This window comes from Roseateles sp. GW821-FHT09H11 (genome assembly GCF_059415845.1).
Genome location: NZ_JBWKOA010000005.1, coordinates 399,296 through 424,652, shown reverse-complemented (window position 1 = coordinate 424,652; position 25,357 = coordinate 399,296). Strand labels below are relative to the sequence as shown.

The following is a 25,357-nucleotide window of genomic DNA, read 5'->3' as shown; positions in this document are numbered from 1 at the left end:
CTGAATCAAGTCCAACGATGATCGCGCCGAAGCCGATGGTCGGTCCGCACGGCGGCGCCACGAGCGCTCGAAGCTCGCCGCGGTCGGTCATTCAAACAACTCAATCGTTGCGAGGGAATCGATGTCGTTTCTGTCCCGCCTGCGTATCGGCCAGCGCCTGACGCTGAGCTACGCGCTGCTGATCCTGCTGCTGGTCGTGATCGGCGCCTTCGGCGCCCACAACGCCAGCCGCCTGTCCCATGACCTGAGCACGACGGCCAATTCCAGCCTGGTGAAGATCGCGCTGGCCAACGCGCTGGAGAGCGACGTCAACGTCATCGCCCGCGCCTCGCGCGACCTGCTGCTGCTGGACACCGCCAACGCGATCAAGCGCCAGAAGGCCGACATCGCCGCTGCCCTCGAAGACGGCCAGAAGCAGCTGACCGAACTCGACGGCAAGGTCTCCGACGCCAAGGACAAGGAACTCGCCGCCAAGGTGCGCGATGCCCAGACCAAGTTCGTCGACGCGGTGTCGAAGTTCCTGAAGGTCCAGCAGGACGGCAGCCCCGACGAAGCCCGCGAAGCGCTGATCAAGGACGTGCGTCCCGCGCAGAAGGACTACCAGGACACGCTGAAGAGCCTCGTCGACCTGCAGTTCGCCAACGGCCGCGACCTCGCCGAAGGCGGCGCCAAGCTGGCCAACCAGTCGATCGTCATCACCGGCATCCTGGTGGTGATCGCCGTGGTCATCGGCAGCGTGGGCGGCCTGACGATCGCCCGCTCGATCATCGTGCCGGCCCGCAAGGCCAAGGACGCCGCCCAGGCGATCAGCTCCGGCGACCTGTCGCAGCACATCGAGGTCGAAGGCTCCGACGAACTGGCGCAGATGCTGCACGCCATGCGCGACATGCAGACCGCGCTGTCCGGCGTCGTCGCCAGCGTCAGCTCGGCGGCCGGCGAAGTGGCCCAGAACTCCAACGAGATCGCCGGCAGCAACGTCGATCTGTCGGACCGCACCGCGCGTTCCGCCGAGAGCCTGCAGAACACCGCCGCGTCGGTCGAGCAGATCGCTTCCAACCTGAACGGCGCCAGCGAACTGACCCGCAAGGCCGCGAGCATCGCGACCAAGGCGCGCCAGTCGGCCTCGGCCGGCGGCACCGTGGTGAGCCAGGTCGTGTCGACGATGGAAGAGATCAGCGCGAGCTCGCGCAAGATCGGCGACATCATCGGCGTCATCGACGGCATCGCCTTCCAGACCAACATCCTGGCGCTGAACGCCGCCGTGGAAGCGGCCCGTGCCGGCGAGCACGGCAAGGGCTTCGCGGTGGTGGCGTCGGAAGTGCGGGCGCTGGCCTCGCGCTCGGCGCAGGCCGCCAAGGAGATCAAGGTGCTGATCCAGGAATCGTCCGTCAAGGTCGAGAACGGCACCGCCCTGGTCAACAACGCCGGCGCGACCATCCGCTCGGTCGTCGACGAGGTCAACAACATGGGCCAGCTGATCGAGGAGATCTCGCACTCGGCCCAGGAGCAGGCGGCCGGCGTCGGCGTCGTGAACAACGCGATGAACGAGCTGGACCGCGCGACGCAGCAGAACACCACGCTGGTGGACGAACTGACCCGCTCGACCGACTCGCTGCGCGACAGCAGCTCGCGCCTGGTGCAGGCCGTGGGCTTCTTCAGCACCGCGCGCGCCGCCTCTTGAATCCCCAGTTCCTACCGGAAACCCGTTTTCCTCATCCAAGACGTACGAGGTCCCCCATGAGCAAGCATCTCACCACCACCGTTTCCCGCACCCTGCTGGGCCTGGCCGCCGCGCTGGTCCTGGCCGCCGGCGCCCATGCCACGCCGAAGATCGTCAAGAAGGTGCCGCCGGAGTTCCCGGCCGAGGCCGCCCGCCAGTCGATCTCGCAAGGCTCCGTGCGCGCCAAGATGAACATCGAGCCGGACGGCAAGGTCTCGGGCGTCGAGATCCTGGAAGCCGAACCCCGCAAGGTGTTCGACAAGGCCGTGACCCGCGCGCTGATGGACTGGAAGTTCGAGCCCAGCGGCCAGAAGGAAACGCACGAGGTCAAGCTCGTGTTCAAGAACGAGGACTGATCGCCGCCGCCGGTCCCCTGGGCCGGCCGCTCGATGTCACCGAAGGGCCGCGCAAGCGGCCCTTGTCTTTTGCAGCCGGCGGGCCGCGTCTTCAGCATCGAATCCCCAGGCGCGTGCCCGCCCCTGTGTCGATCCGGACCCGGGTGTCACATCATGCGTTGTCGCTTGGTCGGCGGCTCGGTCACGACGTCGGTCGCGAGTCTGGCCTGGATGTGCCTCAGTTCCGGGAGCAGCGTGTCCAGTCGGGTCTGGCGGAGGGCCGCGTCGATCGCCTTCAGCTTTTCGAAGGTGGCCGCTTGCAGCGCCTCGTCCTCGCCGTCGCCCCCGTCCTCGCCCTCCTCCTGCAGGCGTTCGTAGTCCCTCAGCACTTCCTGTCTGGCCTCGCGCAGGGCCCTGCAAGCGGGTTCCTGGTCGACGCGGGACTGCAGCATGTCGCCCAGCGGATCGTTCTCGACCGACAGGAGAAGCACGACGCCGGGGCAGTCGTCATCGGACTCGGCGGTGACCAGCGCGAGCGCCGCCTCCTGGAACTTCTCGCTGCGTGTCGCCGAGTTCCAGTCGTCGCCCGCGCCGACAGCGCCGAAGACCGGCTTGTCGGCGACGCGGACCCGATCGGCGCCCAGCAGTCCGGCGAGCACCCGCGACACGTGCCAGCGCAGCACCATGGCCTCCTCGAGCACCTCGTCGAAATCGGGCTGGCGCTGTACGCAATCCGCGTCGACGCGCGCGAGGCAGGCCTGGACGAAGGCATTGCCGGCCACTTCAGACAACGAGCTCGCCTCCGTCGCATCCCGCATCGCTGACATGGCCGACAAGGTCAGCATGCCGGCGTCCACGCAAGGGCCGACCGGCTGTTCGACCATGGCGCGGCAGCGGCGCGCGAAGTCGGTATCGGTGGCGAGTCCGTCGACGATGGTGGCCAGGTGGGCGCAGAAGGCGATGTCCCTGGCGCTGAATTCCCCGACCACCGCGCGCAGCTGACGCACGTTGGCGATGTAATCCAGCACCGGTTCGCCGTCGGGCAGGACGTTGACGGCGCGCGCCCGCAGCGCGGGCGGGAGCCGGCCTTCCGGCCACAGCGCCCGGATCGGTTCCAGGCGCTGCCGGTTGGCGTTGCGACGGCGGTGGAACAGCACCCCCTCGACGCCGGAGGTCCAATCGGGTGGAAGGGCGTCGGGCGGCAGCGACCGGCCGCGCTCCGGCAGCCGGATCAGATAGAGCGACGGCAGTGCGCCGCTCAGGTGGCCGATTCGCCTCGCCAGGTCCGCGGGTGCCAGTTCGTGCGTGTGGTGCAGCGTGACGACGGAGATGTCGGCGTCACGCAGGCTCGAGGGGAGCGTCGAATGCGACAGCGGTGGCGTCGCGATGTCGATGTGACGGACGCCCAGACGGTCCAGCAGCTTGGCCATGCCATCGCTGGCGTGCAGCCGTTCGCCGCGCCAGATCAGCGTGCCGCGATCGTTCAGGCTGTCCGGCGGCACCAGCTTCAACAGCGCGTTCATCGGGGGCAGCGCGCAACCGCGACGCAGCATGGGGGCGGACAGCAGGATCCGCCCGTCCGGGTTGGACGCCCTCTCGCAAAGCAGTTCCACCCAACGTTCCCGACGCACGCCTTCACGGCCCTGCGCCTGACGAGCCCACGCGACGAGTGCGGCGGGGGTCTCGATGTCACCGGTGTAGCGCGACAGGGGTGCACCGCTGAGTCCCGCCACGGCCGGGGCGTGCGCCACCCGTGTCATGCGCAGGTGGCCATGCGTCGCCAGACGCAACAGCGACATCTGCTCCGGTGACGGGGTGGCAGTCGGGTCGTCGATCAGATCGTCCAGGACGGCAAAGGCCTGCGCGCGCAGCCATTCGTGCGCCGCGGTGATCAGTCTGCGATCCAGGGACGCCAGGTGCGCGCGCAGTGACGCCGGACCGTCGAGCGAGCGCGGGATGACGGCGAGGTCCAAGGCTGCGCCGGGACTGTCGAGCGACAGCAGGTTGGTCGACGGCAGCCATTGCACGGATTCGAGCGAGGGCAGGTTGACCTCGGACGCGACGTGCGACTCCCGCGGGCTGCGACTGCTGGTCATCAACGGGGCGAGGCCTGTCGCCTGGCGGCGTACGACCAGTGACGGTGGTCTCGACGAAGTGTGCTCATCGGCGACCCGCCCGGACGTCGAACGCCCGTCGTCGCCGTCAGGATCCGGTGTCTCGATGTCGCTCAGCAGGCGTTCGAAGAAGGGGATGTTCAATCCCGCGCCGGGTGTCCTGAGCGGTCCCTCGGGGATCGGTCCGGGGGACGTCACGGGATCGATCCCATCGATCGTTGGCCAGACGGCGCCGGGAGACGGCAAGGACCGGCCCGAGGTGAAGGGTGTGCCCGGCGTGCTCTCAGGCGTCTGCAGGCTGTCGATCGACGACAGGCTCGAGATCGATGACGTCGGAGGGGAGCCCGACGGATCTGGCGAGGCGGGGCGCGGCAGGCAGGATTGCGGCATCTCCCTGGCGGCCTGGAGCACTTCCACCAGCAACATCACCCGTCGTGCCGGTAAGGCGTCGGGTTGTGGCCGCGCGTGTGCGGCCGCCAGGGCCGCAGTGAGGTCGTCTCGCATCACGCGGTCGACCAGCTGGCAGATCTCGGCGGCGGTGGCTGCAGAGATGGGCGGACAGCTTGCGCCGGCGGTGGCGCGAATCTGATCCAGCAATTCCGGCACGCCCGCCGCATTCAGGCGTCGCCATGCAATGCGAGTGCCGGAGTGCAATTCGGCCATCGGCCCCAGCGCCGCGATCGATGCCCGGGGATCGCCCGCCTGCAGTTGCCGACCCAGCAAGTGACGCAGTTGGCCGCGTCCATCCGTTCTGACCGTGCCGGCGATTTCCGCAGGCGCAGCGGTGCCCGCCCATCGAGCAAAGACGTCGCTCGCCGAAAGCGGACGGACGCCGGGCTCCGATCCAGCCGGGCAGGACGAGGCGGTCGGCGCGAACGACGACGGCAGGGTCGATGCCGACCTGTCCAGGTCGCCGAAGTCGGGATGAGGATGAGTGGATTCGGGACGAAGAGGGTTCATGGGGCACGTTCTTGGATGAGCGGAGCTTCCTCAGTGTTCACACGGCTCCACTCGACCTGTCCTACACTCCGCCCCATGTCCCGCCTGAACGCACCCGGTCCGCGCCGGCTCCTCTGGAGCCGCTGGCTGGTGCTCGCGCTGCTGAGCCTGACCCTGCCGTTGCAGGGCGCGTTGGCCGCGACGATGGGCATCGGCATGGCGCTGATGCCGTCGAACGCGGGCGCGGCCGTGATGACGATGCCGAGCGACTGCGAGGACATGGGTCACGACCTGTCCGCCATGGCGGGGATGTCGCAGGACATGCCCGGCATGGACCACGCCGGCATGACCGCGACGGGCCACGCTGCGTGGCAGGACGACGGCGCGGATCATGCGTCCACCTCCGATCATCATTGCGGCATCTGCCTGCAGTGCTGCATCGGCGCCGCGATGCCGGTCGCCCCGCTGACACCGGCCGCGCACGACCTGCGCGACGCCGCGCCCTCGCTCGACGCCCACGGTGCGCCCGAGCAGTCTCCCCAGCCGCTTGAGCGGCCTCCCAAAGCCTTCCTCGCCTGAACGCCGGCGCCCGTCCTGGACGAGGCGCCGTCCCAGCCGTCATCCGTCTGCGCCTTCGCAGCGGATCGGCATCGATCCTGTTCATCCGCGAGGAAGCCATGTCTTCTCGTTTCATTCCCGCACTCGCGCTGACGATGTGCCTGGGCGCCGCCATGGCCGCGCCGCCCGATCCCGCCGACGCGCGCCAGGGCGCCGCCCCGCCGCGACCCAGGCCTCCCGCCGCCGCATCGAGCGCCGCGGTCGTCGATCCCGGCGTCGGCGACTGGCGCCAGGCCAACCGTCGCGTGCTCGACGCCGGCGGCTGGCGCGCATTGCTGCGTGAGAGCCAGGCCGCCTCGGCGCCGGCCGGCGGCCATCATCACCATTGAGGAGCGTCCGATGTCCTCCACGATGACCTCCGGTCGACCCGAAGGCCGGTACACGCCGCGGCTGTTGGCACTGGCGATGGCCTTCACGCTGTCGGCCTGCGCCTCGCTGTCGCCGGAGCAGGCCGTCGCGCCCGTCCAGCAGAAGAGCCGCGACTGGCTCGGTGCCGACCTGCCCCTGCAGCGTTCCGACGATCAACGCGCAGCCGCGCGCGCGCGCACCGAGGCGCTGCTCGCGCAGCCGCTCGACGCGCAGGGCGCGGTGCAGCTGGCGCTGCTCAATCACCGCGGCTTGCAGGCCGGGCTGCACGGCCTCGGCATGGCGGAAGCGGAGCGCGTGCAGACGCTGCTCTGGCCGAATCCGGTGCTCAACATCGGCCGGCTGGTCCGGGGTGACGAACGCGAGATCGAACGCGGCCTCCAGTTCAACCTGCTGAGCCTGCTGGGCCGCGGTGCCCGCCAGGACGCCGGCGCCCGGGCACTCGAACGCGAGCAGGCCCGCGTCGCGCAGCAGTTGCTCGACGTCGCCGGCCAGGCACGCCGCGGCTGGATCCAGGCGGTCGCGTCGCAGGAGCAACTGCGGCATGCGCGGACGGTGCTCGACTCGGCGTCGGCAGGCGCCGAGCTCGCGCTGCGGATGCGCCAGGCCGGCAACGTCAGCGCGTTGCGACTCGCCCGCGAGCGCACCGTGCTCGCCGAGGCGCAGCTCGCGCTGGAACAGGCGCAGTTGCAGGCCGAGGGGGACCGCGAGGCGCTGATCCGCGCGATCGGCCTCTGGGGCGACGACCTTGCCGCGCTGAAACTGCCCGAGCGCCTGCCGGACGTGCCCGCCGATTTCCGGACCGCGGACGACGTCGAGCGCCAGGCCGTCGCGCAACGGCTGGACATCCTGGCGGCGAAGCGCGAGTCGGAGCAACTGGCCGCGCAACTGGGGCTCACGCGCCGGACCGGCCGGGTCAACGTGCTCGAACTCGGCCTGCAACGCAACAGCAGCAACGAGGAGCCGACGCAACGCGGCGTCGAGCTCAGCGTCGAGCTGCCGCTGTTCGACTGGGGTCAGGCGCGTGTCGCCGGTGCTCGCGAGGCCTACGGCCAATCGCTGGAACGGACCGCGCAGATCGCGATCGAGGCGCGTTCCGAAGTGCGCGTCGCGCGTGCGCGCGCCGAGGCCGCCTGGCGCATCGCGCGGCGCCATCACGACGACGTGCTGCCGCTGGCCAGGCAGGTCTCCGACGAGACCCTGCTCCGCTACAACGGCATGCTGGTCGGCGTGATGGACCTGCTCGCCGACGCGCGCGCGCAGGCACGCGCCGTGTCCGCGACGCTGAACGCGCAGCGCGACTTCTGGCTCGCGGAATCCGAGCTGTCGCAGAGCCTGCTCGGCCCCTTGCGAGACGGCGCCGCCACGGCCTCCTCTTCTTCATCGACCGCCAGCGCGCCTGAAGCCGCTGGCGGCGCCGCGCACTGAGCGCGCGGCATCGAAAGGACCTTCCGATGATTTCCCGGAGAAACCTCTTCGCCCGAGCGGCCGCCGGTGCGGCGCTCGGCGCTGCCGGAGCGGTGAACGCGAGCGGGGTCTCGCGCGTCGCCATGGCGGCGCTGCCCGAGCCCGCCCTGCGCGACAACGCCGAGACGGCCCCGCCGCTGGTGCCGCCGAACGGCCGGCCCTACAACCCGGTCGTCACGCTCAACGGCTGGACGCTGCCCTGGCGCTTGCGCGACGGCGTCAAGGAGTTCCACCTCGTTGCCGAGCCGGTGCTGCGCGAACTGGCGCCCGGGTGCACGGCGCACCTGTGGGGCTACAACGGCCAGTCGCCCGGTCCCACCATCGAGGTCGTCGAGGGCGACCGCGTCCGCATCTACGTGACCAACAAGCTGCCCGAGCACACCAGCGTGCACTGGCACGGCCAGCGGCTGCCCAACGGCATGGACGGCGTGTCGGGCCTGACCCAGCCGGCGATCAAGCCGGGCGAGACCTACGTCTACGAGTTCGTCGCGCGGCGTCCCGGCACCTTCATGTACCACCCGCACGCCGACGAGATGACGCAGATGGCCATGGGCATGATGGGCTTCTGGGTCACGCATCCGAAGGGCCGGCATCCGCAGATCGCCGAGGTGCAGCGCGACTTCTGCTTCCTGCTGTCGAGCTACGACATCGATCCCGGCAGCTACACGCCGCGCACGATGACGATGACCGACTTCAACCTGTGGACCTGGAACAGCCGCGTCTTCCCCGGCATCGACACGCTCAACGTGCGCCAGGGCGACCGGGTGCGGATCCGCGTCGGCAACCTGACGATGACCAATCACCCGATCCATCTGCACGGGCACGAGTTCGAGGTCACCGGCACCGACGGCGGCCCCGTGCCGAAGACGGCGCGCTGGCCGGAGGTCACGACCGACGTCGCGGTGGGGCAGATGCGGCAGGTCGAGTTCCTCGCCGACGAGCCCGGCGACTGGGCGATCCATTGCCACAAGAGCCATCACACGATGAACGCGATGGGGCATGAGGTGGACACGCTGATCGGCGTGGATCACCGCGGTCTCGCGGCGCGCATCAACAAGGTCATCCCCGACTACATGGCGATGGGCGAACGCGGCATGGCCGACATGGCCGAGATGGAGATGCCGCTGCCCGAGAACACCGTGCCGATGATGACCGGGCAGGGTCCTCACGGCTCGCTCGAGATGGGCGGCATGTTCAGCGTGATCAAGGTGCGCAAGGACCAGAAGCCCGGCGACTACGGCGATCCGGGTTGGTACGCGGCTCCGGCGGGCACGGTCGCCCGCCCCGTGGCGGCACCGGCCGGCGCGCCGATCGCTCCCGCTCCGAAGCCTGCCGCCGCTCCCGCCGCGGAACCGTTGCGCGTCCGCAAGCCCGATGGACACGGACATCAGGGGCATTGAGCTCCGACGCCCCCCACATTCACGAATTCAGATAGTCATCATCATGAACCGCATTCACACCACTTTCGCCGCCCTCGTCGTTGTCCTGTCCGCTGCCGCTTTGCCGGTCCGCGCGCAGGAGCATTCGCATGAAGGCCATGAACAGCACGCGCAGGCGACCGACGCCGCGACGCCGTCTTCGCAGGACTGGATCCCGGCCGAGGTCCGCCGCGTCGATGCCGCGCAGCAGAAGCTCACGCTCAAGCACGGCGACATCCGCCACCTCGACATGCCGGGCATGACGATGCCGTTCCGGCTGGCGTCCGGCGTCGTCAGCGCGGCGCAGCTGTCCGCCATCAAGGTCGGCGACAAGGTGGAGGTCCGCATCGAGTCACGCGACGGCGCGCCGACCATCGTCGAGCTGCGTCCGGCGACTGCCTCGAACTGAGGGCAGGCCGCCGCTGGTTCAGGGACGGCTGTGCTTGAGGTTTTGACGCTCGCCGTCAAGGCCTCATGCACTGGCGGCCAAGCGCTGAGAAGACGCAGGTGGAAAGCTGCTTCCCGGATCGCCGACAATCGCCCCCATGGCGATTCAATGGTTTCCCGGGCACATGCACAAGACCCGGGGCGCGATCCGCGAGCGCATGAAAAGCGGGATCGACGTGGTCATCGAGATGCTCGATGCCCGCGTGCCCGCGAGCAGCGCCAATCCGCTGCTCGCGCAGCTGACGCAGGGCCGGCCGGCGCTGAAGCTGCTCAACAAGCAGGATCTGGCCGATCCGGCCCGCACGGCGGAGTGGCTGGCGTTCTATCGCGCGCAGCCGGACACGCGGGCCGTTGCGATCCATCAGGGCCAGCCCGGCCTGGCGAAGATGATGGCGGCCGAGTGCCGGGCGCTGGCGCCTCACCGCGGCGGGCTGGACAAGCCGTTGCGCGTGCTGATCTGCGGCATCCCGAACGTCGGCAAGTCGACGCTGATCAACACGCTGGTCGGCAAACGCGCCGCGGCCACCGGTGACGAGCCTGGCATCACCAAGATCGAGCAGAAGATCCTGCTCGACAAGGGTGTCTACCTGTTCGACACGCCGGGCATGCTGTGGCCCAAGATCCGTGTGCCAGAAGCGGGCATCAACCTCGCCGCCAGCGGCGCGATCGGCCGCAACGCCTTCGAGGAAGAGGTGGTGGCGCTGGACCTGCTCGGCTATCTGCGCCGTTACTACCCGCAATCACTGAAGAGCCGCTACCAGCTCGAGCCCGACGCCTCGCTGCTCGACGGCGAGGTGCTGCAGCTGATCGGCAAGCGGCGCGGCGCGGTGCTCTCCGGGGGGCGCATCAACATGCAGAAGGCCGCCGAGGTCCTGCTGTACGACCTGCGTCAGGGGCAGCTCGGGCGCATCACGCTGGAGACGCCGGTTGAGTTCGAGGAGTGGACCGTCGCCGCCGAAGCCGCTGAAGCAGCCAGGATCGCCGAGAAGGAAGCCCGCGCCGCCGAAGCCAAGCGCGGCACGCGGGATGCGCAGCAGGCGCATGCCGCGGACGACCTCGAAGACGACGACGAGGACGAGGACGAGGAGGAGGAGGACCTCGACCGCGAGAAGTGAGCCGCGAGGGACCGAGCACGACGGCAGAAGCCGGGTGCCCCCTCGCTCATACGCTCGCAGGCTCCGCTAAATCGCTCAGGGGCACCCGGCTTCCGCCGTCCGGAAAGGATGACCGGTGCGCTTGTCAGGGATGCACTTGCAGCATCTGCAGCGCAGGCAGTTGCCAGCCGAAGTACAGCGCCGCCAGGCGCAACGCCGCAACACCCACCATGCCGGTGACGAAAGCCCAGCGCATCGGCACGCCCATCGCCTTCAGCAGGAAATACAGCGCGATGCCGCCGATCGCGGCCGTCGCGTAGATGTCCTTGCGCAGCAGCAGCGGCGCCTGCCCGCTGAGCAGGTCCCTCAGCACGCCGCCGCCGCACGCCGTCAGCGTGCCCATCAGCAGCGCAGGCATCGGCTTCAAGCCGTGCTCCTCGGCGATCTCGGTGCCGCACAGCGCGAACAGCGCCAGCCCCAGCGCGTCGGCGATCTTCAGGATCCCGATCGCATGCTCCGGGAACGGCCCCACGATCAGCGCCGCCAGGGCACTGGCGATGATCACCAGCAGGTAACGCGTGTCCTTCATCCAGAATACCGGATGCCGGTTCAGCAGCAGGTCCCGCAGCGTGCCGCCGCCCACCGCCGTCATCGCGGCGATCACCAGCAGCCCGAACAGGTCCAGCCCCGCCTGCATCGCGGCCAGCGCGCCACTGACGGCAAACACCGCCACGCCCAACAAGTCGAACCAGTAGATCATCGGCATAGGGCGCGGAGTGTAGAGGCGCGTGCCGTCCCCCCTTGAAATCGGACCGGGCCGGGCCCATCTGTCGCCGCGATAATCCTGGCCCCATCGGGGCTTGCCCTGTCGCACCCCGTTGGCATCCCTTTGGCATCACCGCTCTCACGAACGATGGACAAGCAAACCCATTCCTTCCAGGCCGAAGTCAAGCAGATCCTGCATCTGGTGACGCACTCGCTCTACTCGAACAAGGAAATCTTCCTGCGCGAGCTGGTCAGCAACGCCTCCGACGCCTGCGACAAGCTGCGCTTCGAGGCGCTGGACCATCCGCAACTGTTCGAGGACCAGCCGAACCTCGAAGTCCGCGTGTCCTTCGACACCGAGGCCCGCACCGTCACCATCAGCGACACCGGCATCGGCCTGTCCGCGGAAGAGGCCATCGCCCACCTCGGCACGATCGCCAAGAGCGGCACCCGCGAGTTCATGGCCAAGCTCGAAGGCGACCAGAAGAAGGACGCGAACCTGATCGGCCAGTTCGGCGTCGGCTTCTATTCCGGTTTCATCGTCGCCGATCGCATCACGGTCGAATCGCGTCGCGCCGGCCTGCCGGCCGAGCAGGGCGTGCGCTGGTCCTCCGAAGGCACCGGCGACTTCGAGGTCGAGACCATCACCAAGCCCGGCCGGGGCACCGACGTCATCCTGCATCTGCGCGAAGGCGAGGAGGAGTTCCTCAAGACCTGGCGCCTGAAGTCGACGATCTCGAAGTACTCGGACCACATCTCGCTGCCCATCCTGATGCGCAAGGAAGAGTGGGACGCCGACAACGCGACCCAGGTGCTGAAGGACGAGTGGGAGCCGGTGAACAAGGCCTCCGCGCTGTGGACGCGCGCCAAGAGCGACATCACGCAGGCCGAGTACGACGCGTTCTACCAGCAGATCAGCTACGACACCGAAGCGCCGCTGGCCTTCACGCACAACCGCGTCGAGGGCCGCAGCGAGTACACGCAGCTGCTCTACATCCCGGCCAAGGCGCCCTTCGACTTGTGGAACCGCGACAAGCGCGGCGGCGTGAAGCTGTACGTCAAGCGCGTGTTCATCATGGACGACGCCGAGGCGCTGATGCCGGTCTACCTGCGCTTCGTCAAGGGCGTGATCGACTCGGCCGACCTGCCGCTGAACGTCAGCCGCGAACTGCTGCAGGAAAGCCGCGACGTGAAGGCGATCCGCGAAGGCTCGACCAAGCGCGTGCTGTCCATGCTGGAGTCGCTGGCCAACAGCGAGGACGCCGGCGAGCGCGACAAGTACGCGCGCTTCTGGACCGACTTCGGCCAGGTGCTGAAGGAGGGCGTCGGCGAGGACCACGCCAACCAGGAACGCCTGGTCAAGCTGCTGCGCTTCGCGTCGACGCATGCGGACGAGAACGTGTCGTTCGCCGACTACGTGTCGCGGATGAAGGAAGGCCAGGAGGCGATCTTCTACATCACGGCCGACAGCCTGGGCGCCGCGAAGAACAGCCCGCAGCTCGAGATCTTCCGCAAGAAGGGCATCGAGGTGCTGCTGCTGACCGAGCGCGTCGACGAGTGGATGCTGTCGCACCTGCATGAGTTCGAGGGCAAGGCGCTGCAGTCGGTCGCCAAGGGCGCCGTCGACCTCGGCCAGCTCCAGGACGAGGAAGAGAAGAAGAAGGCCGAGGAAGCCGCCGAGCAGTTCAAGCCGGTGCTGGACCGTCTGAAGACCGCGCTGGAAGGCCGCGCCAAGGACGTCCGCGTGACGACGCGGCTGGTGGATTCGCCGGCCTGCATCGTGGTCGAGGAACACGACATCAGCGGCCACCTGGCCCGCATGCTGAAGCAGGCCGGCCAGACCGCGCCGGTGTCGCAGCCGACGCTGGAGATCAACCCCGACCACGCGCTGGTGAAGAAGCTGGGCGCGATCGAGGGCGACGACGCCCGCTTCGGCGATCTGGCGCAGGTGCTGTTCGATCAGGCCTTGCTGGCCGAAGGCGGCGTGCTGGAGGATCCGGCCGCCTACGTGAAGCGCGTCAACGCCTTGCTGCTGGGCTGAGCCGCCGGCCGCCTGATCGTCGCGGCGGCCCCCGATCCTCGTGGGGTCGATCCGCGGCGTCAGGGTATCGATGCGGCCGTGGCGTGGATCGCGGCCGTTGAGCGGCACGGCGATGACTGCCAGGTCAGCGCCAGGCTCGGGGGGACGCCGGGCGGCCCCTCGCCGCCCGCCATCGCGTCGATGAACTGCGCAGCTTTCAGCCGCCAATGGGCAGGCGCCACGGCGGCCGCCGTGCCTCCAAGCGGGATGTCCCGGCCCTGAGGCCGTCCTGCCCCGTCGGCAACGTCAAGGGCACGCTGCAGCAGCGACTCTCCGTCGGCAGCCCCTAGATCACTCGCCAGCGACCATCTCTGTGGCGAGCTCTGCGATGCATCGGCCATGAGCGTGGCGAGCGATGCCGGCAGTGCCGCCATGCGCCACGCATCGGGAGCGATCGGATGCCGCAACAGCGCGACGGGTTCCTCGTCGGCGCCGACGGCGGCCACGGCGGCATCGGATGCCAGGATGTCTGGCAGACGGACACGGTCCCAGAGCGCCCCGTCGCTGATCAGCAGGTCGGCGTCGTCCCGGGTCGTTTCCAGTTGGCCGCTGCGCACCGTCAGCAAGGGCCGCGCCAGCGTGCGCGACACCGACGGCCATGCCAGGCAGCGCGCCTCGCCTTGACCGGTGATCCGGGTGGACGGGTCGGGCCGCCAGTCGTCATCGACGGGATCGTCCGACAGGACCGTGAGTGCATTGCGGATCCGGATCAATTGGCCGCTGTCCGGCCGGTGGATCAGGAGATCGCTGCCTTCGTAGAAGGCCTCGTCGTCATCGAGCCCGAGGTCGTCCAGGTCGATGCGGCGCGGTGCGCCGTCGATCTCCTCCAGGATCACGATTTCCGCTGCTCCCAGCGCGGTGGCGCCATCCAGGTCGATGGGGCGTCCGTTGCCCTGGATGAGCACCAGCGCCGGCGCCGCCCGACCCGCGAGGAATTGCGCCTTGAAAGCACGGAAGTCGGCGTCGTCCTTCAAGTGGAACGGCGTGGTGTCGCCGTCATCCAGGCGGATGTAGAGGCGGCGACCTTCCGTGAAGCCGAAGTGCGTGCGTCCCTGGGTCGTCGCTTCGAAGCCCGTGTCGTCGAGCTGGAAACCGGAGTAGCCGTCGGGCGACCAGGCGGGAGACAGCTGTCGCATCCACCATTCGATCAGCCCGCGGGAGAAGGTCTGAGGTCGCGCGGGGTCCGGGTCCACGCGCAGGCGCAGGTCCGTGCCCAACTCCCTGGCGCTCCCGATGTCGGCCCAGTAGAGGTTGTCCCTCGACGTCGCGGAAACGGGCGGGAGTTGGTGGAAGGCGGGATCGGGACGCAGCATCAGCGCGTAGCGGGCGTCGCCGTCGCCGCCGTCGATCCGGAATACGTCGCCCGGACGCCCCCCTGTCGTTCCGATGTCCTTGATGATCTCGGGGCCCGGCACCAGCCGCTGGAGGGCCGCCAGCAACTGACGGCCCAGCAGCGCGTCGTTGGCCAGCGGCGCGTGCGACAACTTCGCGCGGTCCATTTCGTCGCGCACGCGGATCAGCCGATCGCGCAGGGCGGTGGCCGCCGATTCGCGCAGGCAGGACTCGACCGGACTCCGCGGTTCCGCGTGACGTGCGTACCAGGCGTCCAGCGGCAGACCTTGGACCCCCGCCTGGGCCTGCCAGAGCCTGAAGGTCGCCGACTCGATCTCCCAGCCGTCCGCGTCGCGTGCGATGCGACCCAGCGTCGAACCGGCGAAGTGCTCGGCGGCGGCATCGTCCGGGCCGCTCAGTCCCGGCGACGGGTCTCGCACGGTCAGGCCGGCGCGCCGGACCCGGTCCAGCAGCGTCTGGGGCAGTCCACCCATGCGGCCCTCGGCGCGCAAGGTGCCGGGCTCCGCGGCCCAGGCGGTGAGCGCCTGCTGAAGGGGGCTGTCGACCAGCCCTTCGACGCCCGTGGACGCGAGCACATGGGTGGACCGGTCGTCGCGCGTCAACTGATCGGTCAGGTCCTGCATGAACAGCCGCAGGGTGGGCGGCAGGACGTCGTAGTAGTCGTGCGGGCCGTCCCGGTCGGTGCTGCGCGAGTCGGCCGCCAGGGAGTACACGTCGATCCGGATGTCCACGCCGGCATCGCGCAACAGATGGACCAGTTCCGAGGATTCGGGCGGCGTCGCCCCCAGCCTGATCCACGCCGACCCGTGGTCCCTGGCGGCCAGATGCTGGTCGAGCAGGTGCTGGAGGCGGTTCACCAGCCCCTGGAGGTGGAGGCGCTGCGGCGCGGTCAGTCGCGGCAGCGCCGGCAGCAGATCCGCGGGTGCCGTGCCCGCGGCCAGGTAGGCCTGCGCCTGGTGGAGGATGAGCCACTGTTTCGTCAGCGCGATGTCATCGGAGGACAGCGCCTGGACGCCGGGATTGCGCAGGGCGCCGACGCCGACGCCGGCCAGCGACAGCGCGCCGGCCAGCGTGGGATCGGCGGCCAGACTCACCGTCGGCGCGCCGGCCGCCGACTGCTCCAGCGCGTCCACCCGGCCCCAGAGCGCCAGGAAACTGGCACCGCCGGACGGGCGGAGGGTGGCCGACAGGCGGTCGGAGAATTCGATCGCCTCCAGGGGCTGCGGGGGACCGCCGTCGGGGCCGGCGAGTTCCGTGCCTGTCGCGAGCTGCTCGTTCAGGAACGTGGTCAGGCGTTGCGGCGTCCATCGAGGATTCCCCCGAAGCCATCGCATCAACGCTTCTTCGCCGGCGTCGGTGAGCATCACGGGCTCGCGGGCGAACTCTCCGGATTCCTGCCGGAAGGTGTAGGTGATCGGCTGCAGGAAATGTCCGCCGTCGTAGCGGACCATGGGACGTCCTTCGGGGTCGAGGCTGACCTCCCCGCCGCGCAGGTCATAGCGGGCCCACGCGCCGGTGCCGATCGTGGCGCCCGGTCTGAAGAGCATCAGATGCCGCTTGCTGTGGAGCGCGGCCGCGCCGGAGACCGGGTCCATCAGCCCTGAGAGCGCCTCGCCGTCTTCCAGCGAACTGGACAGGTGGATCTGCCGGTGGATGTGTTCCTGAGCGAGGGGCAGGAACAGCGAATCGGGACGGAGCTCCGCCGGTGGTGCCAACGCGATCAGTGCCCTCCTCAGCGCCGTCTCGGGACGCAGGGTGGCGGACCACGTGGGCAATGCCAGCATCAGCGAGGCCCGCCGGTTGTCGAGGTCCAGCAGAACCCGCACGTCGGGTACCAGGGGGTCCGCGAGTTGGATGACCGCATCGTTCAAGGCTTCGAAGCGCAGCTCCTGGCCGCCGATGCGGACGCCCTTCTGGTCCCCGTCGATGAAGTCGACGGGCTGGCCGCCTCGGGCCAGCCCGCCCTTGCGCATGAAGGTCCAGACGTCGCGTCCCTGGGTGGCGGGCAAGATGATGACCGGGTTGCGCACGGTGCCGTCCGGCGGCAGCGCCAGCGTGTAGCGGCCGCCGCCGCCCAGCAGCCGGAGATGGACCAGCGACTGGTCGAGCGGCAGGAGGGTGCGGGCATTCTGGTCGTCGAAGACGAACCGGTTGCCCTCGGCCTCCGAGGCGGCGGGGAGCGCCAGCACGCGGTTCTGGTCGTCGAGGACGACCTCCAGCAGGGTGCTCAAGTACTCGTAGCGCCACAGATCCGCCGATTTGGCGAAGCTGCTCGAGGTCACGTAGTCGCCGACGAATCGGGCATCGCTGTTCACCTGCATCCGTTCGATCAGGTCGTCGTGCAACAGCGAGAAATCGCCGCCGGCCCGGGAGGAGGAATACCCGTCGTGGTGGATCCGGACATTGGGCGACGTCATGAGCACCAGCACCAGGCCTGGATCGCGCAGCGGCCGGGGAAGCGGCACGCGCGGAACGGTGGCCCGGTCCGCGGTGCGCATCAGCGTCCAGAGGTCCATGTCCAGCCCGTCGCGCGCATAGGTGGCCTGCCGGTCCGAGCCGTCGGCCACCCACCAGTCGTGCAGTCGCCGGCTGCCGGCCTGCCAGTACAGCTGGCTGGCCTGCAGCGCCGACGCGCCCATCGATGCGTCGGCGAACACCACTTCGCCCTTGCGGAAATCGATGCGTTTCATCGGCGCCCAGCCGTTGGCCAGCAGCACCTCGGCGCCATGCGTCGGGCCGGCCCGCACGCGCCGCAGCGGTTCGATGTATCCCCGATTGATCTGGCGCAGCGGCCGGAGGTTGCGATCGACGCGCGCGATCGCGCCGGTGACGGCCCGGTTGAGTTCCACGATCCCGTAACCCAGTCCCGTGATCGGCACCAGGGCGCAATCGGCCGCGGCGGCAAGCAGCGAGGCGCCCAGCAGATCCGCGACCGCGGCGGCCCCCGCCAGCAGCAAGCCCTCGGAATCGATGACCAGCTTGACCGTGGCGCGCGAGACGTCGGTGCTGGTGCCGAGATTCAGCGCCTGGACCAGTTCGTTCAGGTCGGCCATCAGGACGCCGGCCTGCGCCGCGCCGCCCAGTGTCGACAGCGCCCTGGACAACTGATTGCTCGTACGCACCAGGCCGTCCATCGGAAGCAGCTGGGACTGGCTCATGGCCGCGCGGACATCGGCGACCATCGCCGCGACATCGGCGCCCGCCTGCAGACCTTGCTGGGCGACGCCCAGGTACCAGAGCGCGCCCTGATAGCGCAAGCCCTCGGGCGAGTTCGTGGACAAGTCCTTCAGCGACAGGGCCAGCATGCCGACGTTGAGCAGGTCCAGGCCGCGGCCGGCGGATGTCACGTCGTTGTCGCGCGTCTCGAGCTGGGACAGCCCGTCATGGATCATGGCGATGCCGGCGCGCAGCGCCTGACGATCGGCGGGTGCGGTGACGGTGCGACTCACCGTGGCGTCCGTCGACAGGTCGAGGTAGGTCAGGGTCAGAGGACCCTCGGCCAGGTCGTCGATCCGGGGGAGCAGCACCATGCCCGCGGGGCGATGCTGATCCACCACCTCCTTGAACCGCCGGCGGATCTGGAAACTCTCCCCGATCCTGGCGCGCGCGAACGCGTGGAACCGCTCGGTCGCGCGGTCGTCCGCGGCGCCGTCCAGGACGACGCAGCAGGCGGCGCGCGCCGGCTCCCCCACGCCGCCATCGGGGTACTTGTCGCGGACGCGGAGGCTGCCCGTGTCCGGATCGGACCAGTACACCCAGGTCTTTCCCGCGGCGCGGCGCACGGCAGGTGCCTGGGGGTGGGGCCGCGTGCCCTTGCGAAGGCGCCGGTGGCCGTAGTCCAGGAGCACGGTGTCGGTGTAGACCGTCGTTTCCATGCCCGGCCGCCCCAGCGCCTGGGTCACGGCTTCGCTCGTGAACTCGCGGCCGAAGCTGCGAAGCGTGGCGGGCGTCTCCAGCGAGCAACTGAGCAGATCGACGCTGGAGATCTTCGGAAGCGGACGGTCCGGCGTCTCGAGCCTCGTCATGAGCCCTTTCAGCGCCACGGCCAGGTCCGTCGCAGAGCGGCCGCTGAGCAGCCGCTCCTTCGTGATCCAGGAGGTGTGCCCGTGACCGTTCACGATCAGCTTCACGCGCGCATCCGGCATGGCGTTCGCCAGCAACGACTGACCCCGCACCACCTTGTAGCTGCCGTCCGGATGGAGTTGCACCCAGACGAGTTCGTTCGGATGGATGCGGCTGAGCGTCGCCCCGGCGGCATGGATCGCGGCGTCGTCCTCCATCTGCACGAACACGCGCAGCATCGGGCTGCGGGCGTCCGGCAAGGTGTCGGCGGGCAGGCGCGACGTGTAGGTGCCGGTCGTGGCGCTCCAGGCCGACAGGTCGGGAACGCGCGCACCGTGGAAGGCGGGCTCGCCGAAGATGTGGCGGACCACGGCGGTGCCGTGGGCCTGGAATTCCCAACGCCCGCCGTCACCGCGCTTGACCACGGGAATGTTCCCCACGCGGAACTCGTCCGCGGTCAGGGTGGCTTCGGGAGGCATGCGCTCATGGCGGAAGGGCAGCGAATCTCCGAACAGCGCGACGCAGAACGCGTCCCCGAGCTCCAGATCCAGGTTCTGCGTGCGGATCGCCGCCGGCCCTGCCGACAGGGCGAGCGCCGGCAGATGGAGCTGGAATGTCGGCGCCCCGGGACCTTCGATGCCGGTGAACGTCACGCGCCCGGCCTGCCGGTCCAGTCTCTGCTCCAGGTCGGGCGCGAGCGTGTGGAACAGCGGCAACGGCACGCGGTCGGAAGCCGGCAGGAGCGGGACCGGCGGGTCGCCGAGAAGGTCCGGGTCGCTGGGCATCGTCTCGGGGACCAGCAGCTTCAGCAGCGCGGACTCCTGATGGGTGATGTACAGGCCGGGCCTGACGCGGGCCCAGGGCACTGAACCGTCCGGCGTGCTGGACAGGAAATGCAGCGGGCCCATCATGTCCAGGTTGGACAAGGTCCGCAGCGGGCGCCAGAGTTTCCGCAGCGTGCCGACATGGCCTCGCGCCAGGGTGTCGCGTATCCCGACCACCTTCGCCAGATGATCCAGGTCCAGCAGGAACGGCACGCGGGCGCTCCCCGAATAGAGGGCGGCGGCCGTCAGTCGTGCTGCGGCGATGCGGTCCGCCAGGGCGTCCGGCAGTGAGTCGCCGACCGATTGCCGGACCAGGCTGTTCACCACCAGCAATCCCTCCGCCAGAAGCCCGCTGGCGCGATGCACGGGGATCTTCTGGCGAAGGAGCGGGGACGAGGCTCCCCCCAGGTTCTGCGTGCCGACGTCGCCGATGGTCCAGGTCCGGAGCATCGAGGCGACCCGCAGGTCCTGCGGTTCGAGGATGGCCTTGGCGAGCGTGTCGCGCGGGCCTCCGTTGCCCAGCAATCCCGCGTAGGCGCCATCCAGTACCGCACTCACCAGCCGTTCCGACAAGGTCTGCAGGAACTGCCGTTCCGCGGGCTCGATGCGGGCATCGCGCAGTCGTCCGATCAGGTGGGCGAGCACCTCGTCCCGCAGCGCGTCGCGCCGGTCGGCCAGCAAGGGGGCGGCGTCCGCCGCGCCGCCGCGCACGGCGTGCCCGACGGTCGACAGGATGACATGCAGACGCCCCTCCTCGGCGTGGACGGCCGGATGTCCGAGCGGGGTGAGCAACACTTGTTCAAGGGAGATTCCCGGCCCGGTCCGGGCGGGCGTCGACCGCGCCGGCGTCGGGGTCGACGACAGCCGGGGCAGCGGGATCTGCAGATGCAGCGAGGACGGCATGGCGAACGCTCCTGAGCAATGGAACGTCGTCTCAGTCGTCCGCGCCGAGTGGCCCCGGCCAGGAAATCGGGGACCTCAGCGCTGGACCTTGATCGCCCTCCCTGCCTCGAATCGGTGAGGGGGCCGCTGGAGAGGGCCGTTGCGTCCGGAGCGCGTCGCCGCGCTTCCTGGCGTCATCCGGGCCAGGCGTCGTGACGGCGCGTTTCCACCTGCATGACATCGAGCTGCTCCCGCAGCTTCACGACCTGGTCGCTCCAATAGTTGGGCGTGCCGAACCAGGGGAACGCCGCCGGGAAGGCCGGGTCGTCCCAGCGTCGCGCCAGCCAGGCGCTGTGATGGATCATCCGTTGCGTGCGCAGCGCCTCGACCAGCCTCAGCTCACGCCAGTCGAATTCACGCACGCTCTCGTAGCCGTCCAGCAAGGCATCGAGCTGCCGCCGCGCCGCGTCGGGCTCGCCGGACAGCAGCATCCACAGGTCCTGCACCGCGGGGCCCTGCGCGGCGTCGTCGAGGTCCACGAAGTGCGGTCCCCGATCCGGCGTCCAGAGGATGTTGCCCGGATGGCAATCGCCGTGCAGGCGCAGCGCGCGGCGATCCGGCAGCGCATCGAAGGCAGCGTCGATGGCATCGATGCATCGGGCCGCGGCGTCGTGCCAGTTGGCCGCCACCTCGGGGGCCAGCGTGTCGTTCGCGCGCAGCCAGTCGCGCGCCTCGCGCGCGGGCGCGGCGCTGTTCCATGCGAGGCGATGCTGGAAGGGCTCGCGCTGGCCGACCTCATGCAGTCGCGCCAGCAGGCGGCCGATCCAGCGCAGCACTTCCGGATCCTCGAGCTCCGGCGCGCGACCGCCCTGCCGCGGCGTCACCGCGAAACGCTGGCCATGGAAGTGGCCGAGCGTGCCCGACGTGTCGTCGGTCGTCAGCAGCAGCGGCGGGACGACGGGCACTTCGGCGTCGGCCAATGCGCGCGCGAACGCGTGTTCCTCCAGGATCTGCGCGTCGCTCCAACGGCCGGGCCGGTAGAACTTCGCCACCACCGCCGACCCGTCCTCCAGATGCGCCATCAGCACGCGGTTCTCGTAGGAGTTCAGCTGCAGCAGTCGGCCGTCGGGGCGCAGGCCCGCGTGCTCGAGCGCGTCGAGCATCAGTTCGGGGGTCAGGAGGCCGAAACCGGCCGTCATGTCAGTCATCGGAGCGGCGAGGGCAACAAAAACGGCGCCGAAGCGCCGTCGTGTCCTCGAAGAGCGGGCAGGGGCGTAGCTTAGCGCCGCCCGTAGCGGGGCGAGTCGACGACCACGCCGCCGATGTCGGGGTCCGGCAGTTCGCCGGGCAAGGTCGGGAAGTCGCGACCGTACTGGGAGTCGCGGAACTGCGCATCGCGCCCATGCGGGTCCCGGAGCTGGGGATCGCGGAGCTGGGAATCCCGGAAGCCCGGGGCGTCCTGGGCGCCGGCGCGCGGTCGATAGCCGCGGGCACGCGGCTCCGCGGACGGCAGCGGCGCCTGCATCGATTCGCCGCTGAAGGCGTCGTAGCGGCTGTCCGGCGCGAAGAAGGAATCGCTGAACACCGGCGAATCGTTCCACAGCGTGTTGCGCGATGTCGCCGGCGCGGCCGCCGGGGCCGGGCGGCGCGGGGCGACCGGCGGGGCGCTGGGCAGGTGCGTGGCGCCTGTGCGAGGCATCGCCGCCATGCCGGCCCGGCTGCCCTGGTTGCTGTAAGGCACAAGCAGTTGCAATTCGGTGGCGCTCGGCAGGTTGTCCACCGAGGTGCGCAGGTAGCGGATGCGGCACGCGGCCAGGACCGCCTGCTTGATCTGCAGGTTGCGCGCGGAGCCCGGTCGGTCCGTCTCGATGTCGATCGCGGCGAGCACGCGACCATTGGGGCTGCAGATCGCGAAGTTCACGCTGATGCCGCCCAGCAGCTCATACCAGTAGCGCACGTCGCGGGCTTCGGTCGGCTGGCAGAAGCGCACCATCGGCAGCTTGCACATGACGACGTGGTGCGGCAGCGCCTCGCGCAGCAGGCGGAAGACGCGGCGTTCGTCGGCGCTGAAGACGGGACGGGCGTTGAGCGACCACTCCGTGGGCAGCGGCTTGCGCTCGCGACGCGGGCGCCGCAGCAGCAGTGCGGCGGCCAGCCCCAGGACTGCCAGCGCCGACAGCCCCGCGATGATCCACGGAAGCAGGTTCTGCATATCCCAATGAGCTGGACGGACCGGACGGATGGCGCGCGAGGACGCCGGCGGACGCACGGGAGCAGCGGATCAGAGACACCGTACCGGGCGGATCGCGGGAATGTAGCGGAAAGGCGTTACAAATTGCATCCGCAATCGCCCCGGAACCCCCTGGAATCGGGTGGGCCGGGAGGGAATGAAACCGGTACCTGTGCGATCAGCGGTTTGTCAGCGTTTGGAATCCGGGTCGTCGGAACGGTCGCGCACCTTGCGGATGCGGGACTTCACTTCCGCCACGCCGTCCAGGAAGTCGCCGACGGTGCGCATGTGGCGCTTGAACTGGAAGTCCCATTCGGCCATGTGACGCTCGAGGGCCTCGTCCACGTGCGAGGACACCGAGTCCGGCGGCAGGCGCAGCCAGGCTTCGGATTCGCCGCCATCGCGCTCGACCGTCGCGCCGGCGTTGCGGGCGATCTTCAGCATCGGGGCGTTCTCGCTGAGCGCGTGGATGAAGAGCGTGTCGATGCCGCGGTTGCGCGCGTGCAGCGAGGCACGTTCGAACAGCCGGCCGCCGAAGCCCTTGCCACGGGCGGATGTGGCGACCGAGACGCCGAATTCCGCCATCGCCGGACGGCCCTTGATCTGCGGCGCCGGCGCGTAGGCCAGGTGGGCCACGGCGATCAGCTGCAGGCGGCGGTTGAAAATGCCCAGCACCTCGTCGCGCACCAGATCCAGGCCGGCGACGTACTTCCCGATCTGCTCGTCGCGCGCCGGATAACCGAAGCGCAGGTAGCGGTCGCGCTCGCCGAGCGCCAGCAGGTGCTGCAGGATGCGCTTGCGGTGGCGCTTGCCCAGCGAGCGGATCGGCACCCAGCCGGTCCAGCGCGCCAGCATCGAGCGCGGGCTCCAGCGGGAGGACGGCGCGGCCTCCGGCGCCTTCGGCCGGGGCGTGTTCGGGCGGGGATCGGGCGGGGTGGGCATGGCGGGCTCGGCGATGGGGAGGGATGCTAGCGGGGAACGGTCCCGGCGCCTCCCCGGACGCGTCACAAATCGGGTCGGAAGGGCGGTGGGCAGGGCGGATGGGGCCGCTTCGGCGGTCAGGATTTGGGCTTTCGAACGGGTTCTGCTAGACTCGTCGGCTTTCCCGTTTCCAAGGCAGCGGGGGAACGTCCGTGAGAGGCCGCAAGCAAAAGCGTGCACCGAGCGTACGGGGGCAGATCGCCCGAAGTTTCGCCTTTTGAAAGAATCTCATGAAGACCTTCAGCGCCAAGCCGGCCGAAGTGACGCACGAGTGGTTTGTGATTGACGCCACCGACAAGGTGCTCGGACGTGTTGCCAGCGAAGTGGCACTCCGTTTGCGCGGCAAGCACAAGGCCATCTACACGCCTCACGTCGATACCGGTGACTTCATCGTCATCATCAACGCCGAGAAGCTGCGCGTCACCGGCAACAAGGCCACGGACAAGGTGTACTACCGTCACTCGGGTTTCCCGGGCGGCATCTACGCCACCAAGTTCAAGGACATGCAAGCCAAGCATCCGGGCCGTGCCCTGGAAAAGGCCGTCAAGGGCATGCTGCCCAAGGGCCCGCTCGGCTACGCGATGATCAAGAAGCTGAAGGTGTATGCGGGCGACACGCATCCGCACACCGCCCAGCAGCCCAAGGCGCTGGAAATCTAAGGAGCGGAGATGATCGGAAACTGGAACTACGGTACCGGCCGTCGCAAGTCGTCTGTGGCACGTGTCTTCATCAAGAAGGGCACTGGCCAAATCACGGTGAATGGCCGCTCGATCGAGCAGTACTTCGGCCGTCAGACGTCCATCATGATTTCGCGCCAGCCTCTGCTGTTGACGAACAATGGTGAAGCGTTCGACATCAAGGTCAACGTGCACGGCGGCGGCGAGTCCGGCCAGGCCGGCGCGGTCCGCCTGGGTATCACCCGCGCGCTGATCGACTATGACGCGGCCCTGAAGCCCGAACTGAGCCGCGCCGGCTTCGTCACGCGTGATGCGCGTGAAGTCGAGCGTAAGAAGGTCGGTCTGCACGGCGCCCGTCGCCGGAAGCAGTTCAGCAAGCGCTGATCGACTTCCGTCCGCTGGTGGCATCCGGGTTGGGATGTTGCCGGCGGCGAAAGCTCAAGAACAAGGCCGCTGCTTCAGCGGCCTTGTTTTTTGTCCGGCAGGGTGCATATCCTGCTGAAGGGGCTTATCTCCAAACGTCTGTTGCATGTGCGGGGGCTTTGAGATAATCCCGCCATTCCTCCGACACAACAGGATCCACGATGAGCGCAGTCCTCGAAACCACATCCACCGATCTGGGCGGCATGCCGGCACCGCTGGTCTTCACCGACAGCGCGGCTGAGAAGGTGCGCGAGCTGGTGCTCGAAGAAGGCAATCCGGAACTGAAGCTGCGCGTGTTCGTGCAAGGTGGCGGTTGCTCCGGCTTCCAGTACGGCTTCACCTTCGACGAGGCCGTGAACGACGACGACACGCAGATGGCCAAGAACGGCGTGACGCTGCTGATCGACGCGATGAGCCTGCAGTACCTGGTGGGCGCCGAGATCGACTACAAGGAAGACCTGCAGGGCGCCCAGTTCGTGATCAAGAACCCGAACGCGCAGACGACCTGCGGTTGCGGTTCGAGCTTCTCGGTCTGATCGGAGCACGCTCCGGACTCGTCGGA

The 25,357-nt window shown here is 69.2% G+C and carries 19 protein-coding genes; 13 read left to right on the top strand and 6 right to left on the bottom strand.

Features of this window, described 5'->3' with window-relative positions; genetic code table 11:
* Positions 1-121 precede the first annotated feature (121 nt).
* Both AC07PR_RS18850 and AC07PR_RS18845 read left to right on the top strand, forming a co-directional pair.
* Entirely contained in the window at positions 122-1,681 is a 1,560-nt protein-coding gene (locus AC07PR_RS18850) for a methyl-accepting chemotaxis protein (protein ID WP_431100280.1), read from the top strand.
* 56 nt (positions 1,682-1,737) lie between these two features.
* Complete coding sequence (locus AC07PR_RS18845; protein WP_331613150.1) at positions 1,738-2,076, top strand: energy transducer TonB; 339 nt, start codon at positions 1,738-1,740, stop codon at positions 2,074-2,076.
* Between the two features lie 146 nt (positions 2,077-2,222).
* Here the strand turns inward: AC07PR_RS18845 and AC07PR_RS18840 are convergent, their stop codons facing one another.
* Positions 2,223-4,151, bottom strand: a complete 1,929-nt coding sequence (locus AC07PR_RS18840) for a hypothetical protein (RefSeq protein ID WP_495136173.1) — start codon at positions 4,149-4,151, stop codon at positions 2,223-2,225.
* A gap of 154 nt (positions 4,152-4,305) precedes the next feature.
* Here AC07PR_RS18840 and AC07PR_RS18835 point away from each other — a divergent pair, with 154 nt between their 5' ends.
* The 7 genes from AC07PR_RS18835 (at position 4,306) to ylqF (ending at position 10,539) form a co-directional block, all read left to right on the top strand.
* Positions 4,306-4,758, top strand: coding sequence for a hypothetical protein (locus tag AC07PR_RS18835; protein ID WP_495136172.1), 453 nt, complete (start codon positions 4,306-4,308; stop codon positions 4,756-4,758).
* Positions 4,759-5,204: 446 nt separating this feature from the next.
* Positions 5,205-5,687 (top strand): hypothetical protein, encoded by a 483-nt coding sequence (locus AC07PR_RS18830; RefSeq protein WP_377160009.1) that lies wholly within the window; start codon positions 5,205-5,207, stop codon positions 5,685-5,687.
* A 98-nt stretch (positions 5,688-5,785) separates the two neighbouring features.
* Positions 5,786-6,055, top strand: a complete 270-nt coding sequence (locus tag AC07PR_RS18825; RefSeq protein WP_495136171.1) for a hypothetical protein — start codon at positions 5,786-5,788, stop codon at positions 6,053-6,055.
* 10 nt (positions 6,056-6,065) lie between these two features.
* Entirely contained in the window at positions 6,066-7,520 is a 1,455-nt protein-coding gene (locus tag AC07PR_RS18820) for a TolC family protein (RefSeq protein ID WP_495136170.1), read from the top strand.
* Between the two features lie 26 nt (positions 7,521-7,546).
* Positions 7,547-8,959 carry a multicopper oxidase family protein gene (locus AC07PR_RS18815; RefSeq protein ID WP_495136169.1) on the top strand — a complete coding sequence of 471 codons (1,413 nt, stop codon included), beginning with the start codon at positions 7,547-7,549 and terminating at the stop codon, positions 8,957-8,959.
* A gap of 43 nt (positions 8,960-9,002) precedes the next feature.
* Complete coding sequence (locus AC07PR_RS18810) at positions 9,003-9,386, top strand: copper-binding protein (protein WP_495136168.1); 384 nt, start codon at positions 9,003-9,005, stop codon at positions 9,384-9,386.
* Positions 9,387-9,522: 136 nt separating this feature from the next.
* A complete protein-coding gene (ylqF, locus tag AC07PR_RS18805) occupies positions 9,523-10,539 on the top strand; it encodes a ribosome biogenesis GTPase YlqF (protein WP_495136167.1) in 1,017 nt (338 codons plus the stop codon).
* Between the two features lie 124 nt (positions 10,540-10,663).
* Here the strand turns inward: ylqF and AC07PR_RS18800 are convergent, their stop codons facing one another.
* Positions 10,664-11,284, bottom strand: coding sequence for a trimeric intracellular cation channel family protein (locus AC07PR_RS18800; protein ID WP_377160021.1), 621 nt, complete (start codon positions 11,282-11,284; stop codon positions 10,664-10,666).
* A gap of 147 nt (positions 11,285-11,431) precedes the next feature.
* Between AC07PR_RS18800 and htpG the strand changes: the two genes are divergently transcribed.
* Positions 11,432-13,324 (top strand): molecular chaperone HtpG, encoded by a 1,893-nt coding sequence (gene htpG / locus AC07PR_RS18795; protein WP_377160023.1) that lies wholly within the window; start codon positions 11,432-11,434, stop codon positions 13,322-13,324.
* Positions 13,325-13,383: 59 nt separating this feature from the next.
* Here htpG and AC07PR_RS18790 read toward each other — a convergent pair whose 3' ends face one another.
* The 4 genes from AC07PR_RS18790 to AC07PR_RS18775 all read right to left on the bottom strand — a co-directional run bounded on the left by AC07PR_RS18790 (position 13,384) and on the right by AC07PR_RS18775 (position 23,656).
* Complete coding sequence (locus tag AC07PR_RS18790) at positions 13,384-20,505, bottom strand: C80 family cysteine peptidase (RefSeq protein ID WP_495136166.1); 7,122 nt, start codon at positions 20,503-20,505, stop codon at positions 13,384-13,386.
* Between the two features lie 173 nt (positions 20,506-20,678).
* The gene (locus AC07PR_RS18785) at positions 20,679-21,683 is read right to left on the bottom strand and encodes a serine/threonine protein kinase (RefSeq protein WP_495136165.1); all 1,005 of its coding nucleotides are present in this window, start codon (positions 21,681-21,683) and stop codon (positions 20,679-20,681) included.
* Between the two features lie 80 nt (positions 21,684-21,763).
* Entirely contained in the window at positions 21,764-22,696 is a 933-nt protein-coding gene (locus AC07PR_RS18780; RefSeq protein WP_495136164.1) for a DUF2726 domain-containing protein, read from the bottom strand.
* A 207-nt stretch (positions 22,697-22,903) separates the two neighbouring features.
* Entirely contained in the window at positions 22,904-23,656 is a 753-nt protein-coding gene (locus AC07PR_RS18775; RefSeq protein WP_495136163.1) for a GNAT family N-acetyltransferase, read from the bottom strand.
* A gap of 269 nt (positions 23,657-23,925) precedes the next feature.
* Here AC07PR_RS18775 and rplM point away from each other — a divergent pair, with 269 nt between their 5' ends.
* The 3 genes from rplM (at position 23,926) to erpA (ending at position 25,331) form a co-directional block, all read left to right on the top strand.
* Positions 23,926-24,354 (top strand): 50S ribosomal protein L13, encoded by a 429-nt coding sequence (gene rplM, locus AC07PR_RS18770; RefSeq protein WP_067065533.1) that lies wholly within the window; start codon positions 23,926-23,928, stop codon positions 24,352-24,354.
* Positions 24,355-24,363: 9 nt separating this feature from the next.
* Complete coding sequence (gene rpsI, locus AC07PR_RS18765) at positions 24,364-24,756, top strand: 30S ribosomal protein S9 (protein ID WP_067065532.1); 393 nt, start codon at positions 24,364-24,366, stop codon at positions 24,754-24,756.
* A gap of 200 nt (positions 24,757-24,956) precedes the next feature.
* Entirely contained in the window at positions 24,957-25,331 is a 375-nt protein-coding gene (gene erpA, locus AC07PR_RS18760) for an iron-sulfur cluster insertion protein ErpA (RefSeq protein WP_088407855.1), read from the top strand.
* Positions 25,332-25,357 lie beyond the last annotated feature (26 nt).